At 59.5% G+C, this 12,466-nt stretch carries 12 protein-coding genes; 5 read left to right on the forward strand and 7 right to left on the reverse strand.

The genetic code is table 11. The features are described 5' to 3' along the window. The first annotated feature begins 3 nt into the window (after positions 1-3). The 3 genes from RBB62_RS16400 to trxA all read left to right on the forward strand — a co-directional run bounded on the left by RBB62_RS16400 (position 4) and on the right by trxA (position 2,754). Positions 4-1,017: a LacI family DNA-binding transcriptional regulator gene (locus RBB62_RS16400; protein ID WP_309400151.1), complete on the forward strand. Its 1,014-nt coding sequence runs from the start codon at positions 4-6 to the stop codon at positions 1,015-1,017. Between the two features lie 635 nt (positions 1,018-1,652). After that, positions 1,653-2,300, forward strand: coding sequence for a hypothetical protein (locus RBB62_RS16405; protein WP_309400152.1), 648 nt, complete (start codon positions 1,653-1,655; stop codon positions 2,298-2,300). Positions 2,301-2,361: 61 nt separating this feature from the next. Next, on the forward strand, positions 2,362-2,754 hold the full coding sequence (gene trxA / locus RBB62_RS16410) for a thioredoxin (RefSeq protein ID WP_309400153.1): 393 nt from the start codon (positions 2,362-2,364) through the stop codon (positions 2,752-2,754). Positions 2,755-2,771: 17 nt separating this feature from the next. On the opposite strand, the gene RBB62_RS16415 is transcribed toward trxA, so the two are convergent. The 4 genes from RBB62_RS16415 to RBB62_RS16430 are packed head-to-tail and all read right to left on the reverse strand — an operon-like array spanning position 2,772 to position 5,820. Further along, positions 2,772-4,220, reverse strand: a complete 1,449-nt coding sequence (locus RBB62_RS16415; protein WP_309400154.1) for a hypothetical protein — start codon at positions 4,218-4,220, stop codon at positions 2,772-2,774. Between the two features lie 13 nt (positions 4,221-4,233). Then, positions 4,234-4,653, reverse strand: a complete 420-nt coding sequence (locus tag RBB62_RS16420) for a phosphoribosyl-AMP cyclohydrolase (RefSeq protein WP_309400155.1) — start codon at positions 4,651-4,653, stop codon at positions 4,234-4,236. Beyond that, positions 4,650-5,018 carry a DUF4870 domain-containing protein gene (locus RBB62_RS16425; RefSeq protein WP_309400156.1) on the reverse strand — a complete coding sequence of 123 codons (369 nt, stop codon included), beginning with the start codon at positions 5,016-5,018 and terminating at the stop codon, positions 4,650-4,652. The genes RBB62_RS16420 and RBB62_RS16425 overlap by 4 nt, the downstream gene beginning before the upstream one ends. 19 nt (positions 5,019-5,037) lie before the next feature. Beyond that, entirely contained in the window at positions 5,038-5,820 is a 783-nt protein-coding gene (locus RBB62_RS16430) for a substrate-binding periplasmic protein (RefSeq protein WP_309400159.1), read from the reverse strand. Between the two features lie 101 nt (positions 5,821-5,921). Between RBB62_RS16430 and RBB62_RS16435 the strand changes: the two genes are divergently transcribed. Both RBB62_RS16435 and RBB62_RS16440 read left to right on the forward strand, forming a co-directional pair. Next, positions 5,922-6,332, forward strand: a complete 411-nt coding sequence (locus tag RBB62_RS16435; RefSeq protein ID WP_309400160.1) for an OsmC family protein — start codon at positions 5,922-5,924, stop codon at positions 6,330-6,332. A gap of 502 nt (positions 6,333-6,834) precedes the next feature. Then, positions 6,835-9,744: a PD-(D/E)XK nuclease family protein gene (locus tag RBB62_RS16440; RefSeq protein ID WP_309400161.1), complete on the forward strand. Its 2,910-nt coding sequence runs from the start codon at positions 6,835-6,837 to the stop codon at positions 9,742-9,744. A gap of 489 nt (positions 9,745-10,233) precedes the next feature. On the opposite strand, the gene RBB62_RS16445 is transcribed toward RBB62_RS16440, so the two are convergent. Genes RBB62_RS16445 through RBB62_RS16455 form a run of 3 tightly spaced genes read right to left on the reverse strand, consistent with a single transcriptional unit; the run spans position 10,234 to position 12,409 of the window. After that, positions 10,234-10,614 carry a hypothetical protein gene (locus RBB62_RS16445; protein WP_309400162.1) on the reverse strand — a complete coding sequence of 127 codons (381 nt, stop codon included), beginning with the start codon at positions 10,612-10,614 and terminating at the stop codon, positions 10,234-10,236. An 8-nt stretch (positions 10,615-10,622) separates the two neighbouring features. Further along, positions 10,623-11,711 (reverse strand): C1 family peptidase, encoded by a 1,089-nt coding sequence (locus RBB62_RS16450; protein WP_309400165.1) that lies wholly within the window; start codon positions 11,709-11,711, stop codon positions 10,623-10,625. A 2-nt stretch (positions 11,712-11,713) separates the two neighbouring features. Next, positions 11,714-12,409: an HAD family hydrolase gene (locus RBB62_RS16455; RefSeq protein WP_309400166.1), complete on the reverse strand. Its 696-nt coding sequence runs from the start codon at positions 12,407-12,409 to the stop codon at positions 11,714-11,716. Between the last annotated feature and the right edge of the window lie 57 nt (positions 12,410-12,466).

Here is a 12,466-nt window from a genome sequence, read left to right on the forward strand (position 1 = left end):
CTCGTGAGTTCCGAGAGTAAACGTCGCCCAACACACAGGGACATTGCGGAGATCGCTAAGGTCCATCGTACTACCGTTTCGTTGGCGTTGAAGGGGCATCCCAATATTTCGCGAGAGACCTGTGCCCGCATTAAAAGAATTGCGGAAGAAATTGGCTACATGCCAGACCCAATGCTATCAGCGCTAGCGGCTTATCGCAGCCAGAACAGGCCGACGGCTTTCCAGGGAAACCTGGCCTGGCTGGTCAAAAATATCCCACCGTTTAAATGGGATGATATGATCTATCACGATTATTATGTTGCGGCCAAGGATCAGGCGAAAACGCATGGCTATGGTCTGGAAGTTTTTGATCTGCAAGAAGCTGGTTTGTCCAGTAACCGACTTGGGCAGATACTTAGGTCACGCAATATCCAAGGTATCTTTGTTTGCCCGCTGCCTGAGGATAAGATGGAGATTGTTTTCCCCTGGGAGCATTTCTCCGTCATTACTTTTGGTTTCAGTTTGGTTAATCCGCGATTGCATACCGTTGCCGCCGCTCACTTCGATTCTACACGACTTATCATCAATAAGCTTAGGGCGAAGGGACACACGCACATCGGCATGATGTCAGTTCACGATTCGCGCCTAAACAACGATCTGCTAGCAGGGTATTTTTCCGAGAGTTTCGTGCATGATAAGGAGATCAAAATTCCGCCGTTGCATTTGAGTGAGACCTCAAATGAGCACATTCAGGCATGGTACGATAAATACAAGCCAAGCGCGATCATTGGGCCGCCCGATTTAGATGAACGCCTCGCCGAAACTTCGCTGCCAATCGAAGACGTTCTGCTGATTTGCGCTTACTTGCCAAGAACTGATTGGCCGCTTGGTGGAGTGCATGAAGATACGGAGCAAATAGGCCGTGTGGCGGCGGATCTACTTGTCTCGATGATTCAGCATGGTGAGCGTGGCGTTCCGTCATCGCCGCGTCGCACCCTGATTGAAGGAAAGTGGGTCCCGGAAAGTCGCAGGTCTTAGAGGGCGTCTAAAAACTCAATTGGTCTTCGCCGGAGAGCGTCTTCGGGGTCAAAATATCATTTCTTCATCTCGACGAAACTGGTTTCGCCTCGATTCAGAAGCCGAAATTTTGCCTCCCAAATACATCTCGCCGACTCGATCAGACTTTTTAGACGCCCTCTTAGGCGAAGTGCCCTAAAGAATGTTAGCCGTGTTGGTTCCGGCATGCAGAATTTCAAACAGTTCTTAGGACGACGCCGATTGTGGAGCACTGCTTCGAGGAGGTACAACTCTACAGGCCTGTGATAGAATGAGAAGCTAGCGATACTGAAAATATGTGGAATCCGGCTTGGATATAGGTCTGAGCGCTGGTAGTGAAGGGCGAAATAGACTACCGAAATTAGTATTGCTTCGTTGCTGGAAGGTGGCCGGTTAAATCACGCTTCGGGCTTAATGTTTGGCGAGTGCTGCCGATACTATAAAATGTAATCGTAGGGGCATTGGCCAGGCTTTCCTACATATTTGTAAAATATTTACTAATTGACTGCCTGTATAGGTGTTGGGGCCATATGGCCTTGACTTCGGGGGTCCAAATTCGTTTGTTGTTAGGTTAGTCCACACGATTAAACCTACTATTAATCCGTAATTTAAGAGCCGTGAGTGAAAAAACATCATTGAATGAGCTGCGTGAGCGCATGATCGAGCAGTCGTTGAAGGATATGTGGTGGCTGGCGCGCAATGGCGTGACCTACCGCAGCCCGATGAGTTTGCAGGCGATCGAATTGACCGTTAAAAAGAATCCGCAGGGGGATTATCAGGTATGCCATGTGCGTGATGATGGCGAGGACGAAAACAGTTGGTGCGAGCTGGGCCAAGTGGTGACGCCGGTTCGCAAAGTGGAAAGCCGAGGCAATACGACTATTTTCCGAGCTGCGGCTCCAGGCGCGAAGAAATCCGTTACATTTAAAAAGCCTGAGTCTAGTGCCGCCGCGCCTGCCGCAACTGGAGCAGCAAGTTCGCCTTCTCCATTTCCTGCGATGTCTTCGGGCGTTCGCGAACCGCAGAAAAGCATTACCGAGCGCTTGGATGAGCTGACCGAGATTGTGTTGCGACTTGAGCGTAAAGTGGACGGGATGGGTGCCACACAGCTATCGGACACTCAGCTCGAACAACGTGAGCGCTACCTTCGAGAGGCCGAGGAAATGGTTGCCCAGAAGGCAAGTGCTCTGGAAAACGAGCGTGCGGAGTTGGAACAACTACGCGATGAGCTTGAGCAGCGCCGATTTCGATTAGGGCTAGCTTAGCACAAAACAATTATTTGCATTATTTACACCTCAGGTATTCTTGTGTTTGGATGGCCCGGTTATGAAACGGGCCATTCTTATTTTTTGTGCAATTATCGGCGTTGTCTTCTTGGCGACGAAAAACCGAAGCTCCGGCGACTACACTGCGCCTGAAAACAGCAAGGTCGCGCAGGGCGACTTTGAGGCGGCTGTTGCTGCCAAGCAAACGGTGCTCGTTGATTTCTGGGCACCTTGGTGTGGTCCTTGCCGCAAAATGGAGCCAGTGGTGGAGCAGATCGCCGAGCAGCAGGAGGGCAAGGTGGCGGTTTATAAAGTGAATGTGGATGACCAAGCGGGCCTCGCCCAGAAATACGGCGTGCGCAGCATCCCGACTTTTCTCGTGTTCAAGAATGGTAGCCTGGTCGCACAAGAAGTGGGCGTCGTTCCCGCAACGACGTTGACGCGGCATTTCTAGAAGGCGCGTTTCGCTGCTTAACGGGCTTCCAGCTTTGCTTCGATCAGTTTGAGCATGGCTTCGGCGCGAGCCTTGCCCTTAATGCTCATCGGAAAGCGGACTTTGTCGCCACCGTTCTGGTGCACGACGATGTCGTAGAAATGGACGTCGCCCGAGCTCATGTTGGACTTCGTTTCGATGCTGCTAATGTTGATCGCTTGCATGCTGGCGAATTTCGGCACGCCGAAAAACCGGCGCTCGGACTCCAAGCGATCGGGAAAGACCTTCAGCCGCAGTGAGGTCAGCAACGAGCCCACGCAGCCTATCGTCGCCAAGAGACCACCGAGCACCAGGAACACCGGGAAGATCTTCGGCATGTTGCTGTTCCATGCGAAGTAGGAGCCCACGAGCATGCCGATGCCGATCAGCGATGGCACAAACAGAAACAGGAAATTGCGGCCCATGCGGGTCTCGATCAAGGTCGCGCCAGAAATATCGTCGCGGACGGTAATGCCGCTCTTGCGCCAATCAACCACCGGAGCCGGGCTGGCGGGTTCGCTGGCGCGGACGGCCTTGGCGTCGAAGTTCGGGTCGCTGTCCTTGGTGAGAAACACGGGCACCGTAAAGCGCGACTCGTAGTCCACGCCGGGCAGCTCGGCCTTCACTTTGAGCTCCCATTTGTATTCGGTGCGGTTGTCGATGCGCTCGGTTTGATGGGCGGTGTAGGGAATGCTGAAAAAAACGGGTAGCGCGCTCTGCGTCGGGTCGTCGGGCATGGCCTCTTCCTGAATCCACTGCTCGCTTTCCCAGACGACGGTGGTGTGGGTGGAGCGGTTCTTTCCGCTGCCCGTCGTCACTTGCTTTTCGTTGCGGAGCTGGAGCAGGAAACCTTTCTCCGGCTTCACGTTGACCTTCGTCAAAATCACGCCGCCGAGGCTACCGCCGATGACGCCCGGCACTTCGGCCATTTCAAAGGTGGACGAGCCAAACTTCCGCCAGCGCAGAAACAGGTAAAACGCGCCCCAGGCCAGGCCCGCGCCCACGAGCGGAAACAGCGGCACGATCCACTTGGCAGCGGGATCGGCATCTGATCCTTCACTGAATACGCCAATCGTTGCTGTCCACGAAATGGCGTTCCAGAAAATCGCGATCGCCAGCATGAAGAAAAATGCGCCCTTATTGCTGTCGACGATGCGTCCTTCGGCCCAGTCTTTCTTGAGTAGCCAGGGGGCATCTGGATGCTGAGCCGCGAGCGCGGCCTCCTGCTTGCCTTTTTTCAGGCTCCAGATGCCGGCTCCGATGATGCCAAGACCGACGCAGGCAAAGATGCCGCCCACGACAAACCCAACGATGGGCGACTGGTTTTGATCACCCTCGCCCTTGGCGGTCATGACGATCGCCATGATGCCCATGAACGCAAAGAACCCGCCAAAAAGCGCGAGGAAAATCGCGCCACCGATGCTGCTTTTCTTGGTCGGTGCGCTCATGGAAGGTGGCGGGTTACTCCTTGCCCGGCACGAAACTCAGTGAGCCGTCGGCCTCGATCTTGCGATAGTAGCAACCACTGCGGGCCGTGCCCGAGCTGTCCTTGGTGTGGCAGGAGCCCGCGCCCTGGGGCTCGACCAGATAGAGGATGCTGTTCTGCTCGCAGTTCACGCGGATTTCGACCAGCTTGAGCGTGTCGCCCGAGGTCTTGCCTTTGATCCAAAGCTCGTTGCGGGAGGTCGACCAAAACGTCGCCAAGCCTTCGGCGATGGCGGTGTCGAGCGCCAGTTGGTTGGCGTAGCCCACGATGAGCAGTTCGCCGGTCTGGGCGTCTTGCGCCACGGCGGGCAGCACGTCGGCACCACAGTTGGCGACCTTCTTGAGTTTGGTAAAGTCGAGCTTCAGCTCGGTTCCTTCTTCGATTTCTCGGCTCATTTTAAAAAGCGTATCGTCATTGGGTATTGGTAGAACTCGCCTTGGTTGGCCTTGACGGCGGCCATGATAATGAGGACTAGGTTCACGATGACCAGTATCAGCGCCAAAAGCACGCCGATGCCTACGATTGCCAGCACGGCGCAGACTGCGAAGTAGATCGTCATCGAAATCTGAAAGTTGAGCGCTTCCTTGCCGTGTGCGTCCACCGCTGGCATTTCGTCCTTCTTGATCAGCCACACGATCAGTGGCCCGAGAATGTTCCCCATCGGCACTACGGTGTAGCCAGCCAGTGCGGCGAGGTGGCAAAGCATGGGCCAAGTGTTGTCGTTTCCAGAGGCGGGGGGAGGTGTGGCAGGTTCGGACATAGTGGGCGGGTTTGGCGGTTTAGCGCGGCAGCCAGCGGTTAATCACCGTTTGCAGGCGGCCGTCGTTTTCAAATTGGAAGAGCGCTTGGGCGACTTGGTTTTGCAACTTCATGTCGTCAGCGCGCATGGCCCAGGCGAGGTATTCGATGGTGAGGTTGATATTCACCGGCACGACGTCTTCCATCTCACGTTTGCTGGCCAGCCACTGGATCACGGGTGAGTCGTAAACAAAAATGTCGGTCTTGCCGGTTACGACGGCGTCGACAGCGGCGTCGGGCGTGTCGAACTCCATGATGTCGGCGTTCTTAAAGTTCTCCTTCACGAAGGCGGCACCGGTGGTTCCCGGGATCACGGCCACCTTGCTGGTGGTGTCCAGCAGGCTGCGGACCGAGGTGTAGCGCGCGCGTTCGCCTTTGCGGACGAGCGACATTTGACCAAAATTCAGGTAGGGCGGGGCGAAGCCGACCTGGGTTTCGCGCTCACGCGTTACGGTCATGCCGCTCATGATGATGTCGGTCTTACCGGCGTCGAGCTCCTTGATCTGGTCTTCCCACGGTACTTCCACAAAGACCACCGGGCGGCCGAGTTCCTTGCCAAGCAGGTTGGCGAGGTCGATCTCCACGCCTTGGTATTCGCCGCCGCTCTTAAAGACGAGGGGTGGGCTGTCCGCAGTGATGCCCACCTTGAGCGGCTCCACCTTGAAGGGGCTCGGCGGCATGGGCTTATCGGCCTGGGCGGACGCTTGGCCAAGTTGCAGGAAAACGGTCAGGCCCAGCAGGGCGATCAATTTAAGTAGACGCATAGTTGGGGATAGTTTGAAAAATATCCCGCTCGCGGCAATAGGAGAATGCAAACTTCTGCTTTCGATTTGCATGCCGCGAAAATGCCCCTCAACATCGCCGCATGGTAGAGATCACCGCGACTTACAAAGGCAACCTCCGCACCGTGGCCAAGCACACCGAATCCGGCGTCGAGCTCATCACCGATGCGCCGGTGGACAACCACGGCAAAGGCGAGTCCTTCTCCCCCACGGATTTATGCGCCACGGCGCTGATCAGCTGCATGGCCACGATCATGGGTATCAAGGCTGACAAGCTCGGCATCGACCTCACGGGCATGACGATGCGCGTGGAGAAGCACATGTCGTCCAGTCCGCCCCGCCGCATAGTCGCCCTCCCGGTCGAGGTCCACGCCCCCGCGAGCGTCCCGCTGGAAAAGCGCGCCTCGCTCGAGCAATGCTGCCGCGCCTGTCCAGTCTTCCAAAGCCTCCACCCGGCAATCGATAAGACCATCCGCTTCCACTGGGACGTGTAGTCTGGCGGTCCTCGCAACGAAATGAAAGCCAACTGGATCATCGGCCAAATTACTTGGGCATGGCGATCTCTAGATTCTCTATCGAGTCGGGATTTGCCCTTTGTTGGACACTACAAAATATCGTTCTGGCTTTGGTTTTCAATTCTGATCCCACTCATGCCGGTCGGCGTTTGCCTGTGTCTCTTCACATCCGAGACGATTACCATAATGGATCATGAGTACGGGGGTGTCGCTGGTGCCCTACGCGTTCCTTTCGGAATTTTGCTAACTCTGATCTTTGTGCCTCCTTTCGCAGCGGCGGTTGCCTATGCACCTTCCATCCCCTCCCGGGTATTTCGCTCGAGCGAATCTCGTCGATCTGATCGCGGGAGTTAAATAGTCAATCTTGCCTCACTCTGCGGGTGCTGCTTGGATGAATTGCTACAAGAGAACGTAGAAGCGGCATCCTGCTGCTTTTCCTAATCGAACTGAAATCAAAGCGGCTGGAAGCCGCTTCTACTCCATGCCACGCCTGCTCTTCTACCGCGACCCCGACACTGCCTGGCGGCAGGTGCTGTTGCCGTGGTTTCGGTTTTGGCCGCGGGAGGCGTGGAAGCAAGAGCGGCCGGTTATCTTCCTCGCGCCGGATAGCTCGACCATCGCTTGGGTGAAGCACCGCCTCGTGCACGCGGGCGTCCCAGCGCTGGGCTTGGAGTTCCTGACGCCGGGTGGACTGCGCTCGCTGCTGCGCACCCACCTTGACGCCAAGCCCCTCGCTTTGCGCGAAGACCTGCGTTTGCTCATGGAGCTCGCGGCGGGCGACTTGCCGGACAACCCGGTTGCCCAAGCCACGGCCCAAGAGCCGAGTGATTTCCTACGCCACTGCGACCGCCTGGAATCTGCCGGTTGGGGCTCGGATGCGTTCCACCTGCCCGAGGCGCGCGAGCTGGCCAAACGCTTTTACGAACTGCTGGCCGAGTCCGGCTTGCAAACCTCGGCCAGTGGCGACCGTGCGCTCGTCGCCGGTGTCCGCGAGCCCGTCATCGCGCAGGTCATGGCTTACGGCTTTGGGTCGGGCGAGGGCGGCAGCCTCACCTTGCTGCGCGCCTTGCCTCAGCTGGCGGAGTCCGCCGCGTATTGCCTGCCCGTCTCCGGCGATAAAGAGGATGAGCTGGTCTGGCGCTCGACTTTGGAACAACTCGGCGACGCCGATGAAATACCCGCCGACGCACCCCGCCCATTGGCCGACCTCGCCAACGCTGCAGAGTTCCACCAACGCATCGCGGACGATGCGTCGCCGCTCAAGGTCGCGCTGGCTCCGGACATTTCCCTTGAAGCCTGCGCCATCGAAAACGAGATCCACCGCTGGCGCGCGCAGCTCGCGCCAGGTGAGCGCATTGGCGTGGTCTTTGCCCGCGATGGCCTACCGCTGGCGCGCGAGGTGGCCCGCCGCCTGACGGACGCCAGGCTCGCGCACCAGGACGAGATTGGCCACCTGCCGGGCCGCCGCGCCGCGCAGCAACTCGTCGAGGCGTGGCGGGTTTTTCAGGACGAGGCCGACGCCGATTCTGCGCGCAATTTTGCCCGTGCCCTCCGCCGTGCGGGGCAGCTCTCCGCCGAGGCCGAGCGCGCGCTCTGGCAGGCGCTGGAATATGCGTTCAACGAGGCGATGACGACCGACATCGCTGTGCTGCGTCCCTTGCTCGCGAAGCAGCGTCACGGCGCGGAGGCCGAGGCGGCGTTGGCCAACTGGCCGCTCTTGCCGGCCGAGGCGACCTTTGCCGAATACACGCAGCTCTGCCTGCCCGTTCTCCAAAAACTCCGCTGGCCGGAGCGCCTCGACGCCTGGGAGCAGCGCGCGAAGACGCTGGTGGAAAACCTCGACCGCCGCCTGCGCCGCACGCAATACCTGCGCTGGCTGGCGGAGGTGATCCGCATTCCCGGCCGCACGCGCCCCGCGCTGGGTCGCGAAGCCTTTGCGCCGATCGTGCTGACCACCGTGGAGCGCGCCGCCGCGCAAACGTGGCAATACCTCGTCTTTGCCGGGCTCAACCGTGGTGACTGGCCCGCCGAGCAATCAGACAGCCTGCTGCTCGACGCGCAGCTGAGCTCCCGGCTGAACTACCGTGCGTGCATGGATAGCCCCGTGGGCGAGGGGCAGCAGTGCCTGCGCCCGGGCAAGAGCTGGCTGGCGAACAGCCTCGATGACCGCCGCCGGTTTAAGGACGCCTGCACGAGCCTGCTCCGCAACGTGCAGGCCGACGCCTTTTTCACCGCGCACCGCGAGAACCCAGCCGACCCCGGCCGCGAGCAGGATTTGGCGGACTGGCTCCACGGGCTGTTTCATGCCGCGGTCGGCGCAATGCCGGGCGAGCATGATTTGCGGGTGGCGAGTCAGGCGCTGGCCGCGCAGTTTGCCGCGCCGCCGGTTGAGGAAGCCGCGTTTCCGGCGATTGCCGATGCGTGGCAACGCCGCCGTGACCCGGCAACGCCCTTTGACGAATTTTCCTTTGGCTTTGCGGAGGCGCCCGCGAGCCCGCTGGCCTTGGCGAGCCGTGGCTGGGAAACCGCGCTCAATCGCCCCGCGAACGCCTGGCTGCAAAACGTGCTGCACGTCCGCCCGCTGCGCGAGTTGGCGGAGCAGGACCCGCGCGCGAAGACGACGGGCATTTGGGCGCACACCTGGGCGCAGCCGACCGGCTCGGGCCGAGCGTTTATCGAACGCCTCGAGGCAGAGGACTGGGCGCTGGATGTCGACCGGCAGGCACAGGTGGTCCGTCGCACGTTGACCGCCGCCTTTGCCGAGGCTGGCCGCAGCTTGCCCGACTGGTGGCGGATCGACTGGGCCATCGCGCGCAACAAGGCGCATCAGTTTGTGCGCTCGCTGCTGGAGATCGATTGGCGGAGCATCCGCACTGAGCGCGATTTGCCCGGTGAGCCGCTCAAGCTGCCAGGGCATCCGCTCGACGGCCTCACCCTCACGGGGCGCATCGACGCGCTGATCAGCGATGCTGAGGCCGACATTTTAAACGACTTTCCCGCCGACGCCTGGCCAACGCTCGCCGTGGCGTGGATCATCGATTTCAAGACGGGTGGCGATTCCCAGCTCGACGCGCGCAAGCTGGAAAAGGGTGCCGGCATCCAGCTCGCGCTTTACGCGCTGACGCTCCACGCGATGGGCAGCGAGCACGTGCGCACTTCGCTGCTCAAACCCGGCGATGCGGTTGAGGCCAAGGTGTCGCTGGAGACGATTTTCTCGCTCGAAACACCCTGGGCGACCATTGGCCAAATGGCGCGTAGCGGGGTCCTCGGGCTGCGCGGCCCGCAGCGCGACGAATACAGCTTTGTCGGCGATTACCCGCTGGCGCACCTCGATGTCGATCCGGGCGTGCTGGAATCGAAGTGGGAGAAGACTTTCGGTGCGGCGGAGTAGCGGGTCTGGGCAGTTCGTTGAGCTGGCAAAAAGCTTTGTTGGCGCTTCACTAGAGGTAGGGACGGTTGCCCTCAACCGTCCGGCTTCATCGGGTTGGCATTCATGCGTGGCGGACGGTTGAGGCAACCGTCCCTACCTTGCACTGATTCTCATATTGCCCGTTCGGTCAGGCAAAGGCAGCGCGGGTGTCGCCTCGCCGCTAGGCGTTTCTTGAGTCGCCGCTAGGCGTGTGTTGGTTGCGCAAACGGGCGGTTCTTAGTGGTTACGTCCATGGACGTAGGCACCTTACGTCCGCCAACGTAGCTAAGTTACGTCCCGGGACGTAACCCCTCTACGTCCATGGGCGTAACCTCCAAAAACCGAGGCTATGTCCAGGCAACACAGGCCTGGGGTTTCCGCCACAACCGCTTGGGTTTTAGCCAAACGATGCAGCATTGTCGTTGCGGCGTCCGCTAAGGTGGAGTCTGCCCCACCAGCGGTTGGCGACGGCTACTCAAAGTGGCATTCGGTGATGCGCTGAACGTAAGGCAGTGCGCTGAGCTCGGCCAGCACTTGGCGAAAGTTCGGCTGATGCGTGTGGCCGATGCAGAGGTATTGGTCGTGGGCGGCGTTGATGCGCCCTGGTGAGCTGGGGTGGAATTCAACGGTGGGATCGATGGCGCGGACTTCGTTTTTGCACGCCTCGGAGTTGGGGATCGCGAACTCATACGACACGGCGACTTTGCCGTCCGCCGGTCCGCGCAGGCCATCGGCGTCCAGCGCGCTGAGGTCGAACTCGATCTTTGACGACTGGATTGGAGCGGCGGGTTGCGGCTGGGTGGCGCAGCCGGCGATGAGAATGGATAGGGAGAATATGATGATGCGAACCATGCGCGAAGCTACAGAAACTGCGGGTCCAGCACGTAGGCGGTGGAGAGGTGTTCTTTCAAATAGTCTGCTGTGATCCAGCCGTAGCCGCCGCTGCCCCAGAGTGGGCCCCAGGAGTTCTTGAATACAAAGCGGAGGTTCTCGCCGTCGTCATTCGAGCGGTAGCCGACGAGCGTGACCGCGTGCATGCTGACGGGGTTTTGGCCGGAAATCATGGGCGCGGAGCGCAGGGTGTTTTCGTGGGGCCAGGCGACGCCAATGATCACGGGGAGTCCACGGTTGAGCGCGTGGACGATGTGGTTGATCGAAGTGTTGGGGTTGCCGCTGTCCATGCGCAGGGCATTGAGCTGCATGCTGCGCTTGGCTTGCTTGAGCAGCGCGGGCTCGGGGGGCTCGATGCGCTCCATGCCGGAGCCAAAGGTGTTGGGCATCTCGTCGTAGGGGACGAGGCCGTATTGGGCGAGGGCGTTGATGACGTCGATCAGCGCAAAGCCGGCGTCGCCTTCGCCGTAGTCGGCGGAGCGGCCGCTCTGCTGGTCGGCCAGGTATTGGCGCGTGGCCCAGATGGCGTAGTCCTCAGAGAATTGCACGGGCTTGCCTTCCTTCGACGCCTGGAACTCCAGCGCGCCGACGATGGCGAAGATCGAACAACTCGGGCGGCGGCCCTGGCTTTTGGAGAAAAGTCCCAGCTCGCGTAGCTCGGGACGCAGGTCGACTTCGCTCTTCACTTCTGGATTCTGGCGAAAGGCTAGTGCGAGTTCGGTTGTTAAGCTATTGGCCGACCACGGTTTCGGCTTGGAAGGAGAGCTTTCGAGTTTCGCTTTGCGTTGCAAAGCTTTTGCGTGTTCGCGCTCGGCGCGTTGCTCATCGGCGGCGGCGGCTTCGGGATCGTAGCCAAATTTCTTTTGGGCTTCGGGTGGCAGGTCCGCGAGTGGGATTTGCGTGATGCCTTTGCTGTGGAGAATGATGACCGCGCGGGGCGTGACTTCCTTGATCACCACTTTGTGGTAAACCTGATCGCCGATGCGCCAGTCGACGGCGTGGGTCGTGAGGGTGGCCAAAAGCAAGCCGATGGCCCAACTGAGGCCTGTAAAGCGCATCGTTAAGTGGAAAGCTCGGCGGCGCGGGCGTTCTTCAATTCGCGGACGACGTCGTGGAGCGACTCGTAAATAAAGTTGGCCATGGAGCGGGTCACGGCGTTGGGCGCCTGCAAGTCCGGGATCATGATGGTCACGCAGTTGGCCTTGCGCGCAGCGATGACGCCCGGGGGCGAGTCTTCCAGCGCCAGGCAGTGCTCGGGCTCTACGCCGATGAGCTTGGCGGCGGCTTGGTAGATATCCGGCTCCGGCTTGCCCTTGGCGACTTGGTCGCCGGAGACAATGCCCACGACTCGGTCCAGCAGGCCGACGACGCGGAGCTTGATCATGGCGAGCTCGTGGTGGGTGGACGTGGCCACGGTCATGGGGAAGCCGAGGCTCTCGATGTAGTCAAACATCTCCAAGACGCCGGGGCGCAGGGGGATGCCTTCCTCCTCGATTTGCATGTAATAATAATGCCGCGCGCCTTCGATAATGGCGGCGCTGGGAGCCGAGGGGCCGAGGGCTTCGCGCAGTACCCGCTGGGAGGCGTCGGAGCGTAGGCCGATCATTTGATCGTAGACATCGTCTTGCAGAACAATGCCGTGCTGATTGGCCGAGCGTTGGTAAGCTTTTTTAAAGATGCGCTCGGTGTCTAGCAACAGGCCATCCATGTCAAAGATGACTCCCCGTACGCTCGCCAGTTGCTGCATGGATGGCATGGCACGAAATAATGGTTAACTTAATGCGTATTGCAATGTGAAAACAGGGTGTTAGCT

Origin of the sequence: Cerasicoccus maritimus (assembly GCA_031296935.1) — a bacterium.
GTDB lineage: Bacteria > Verrucomicrobiota > Verrucomicrobiia > Opitutales > Cerasicoccaceae > Cerasicoccus > Cerasicoccus maritimus.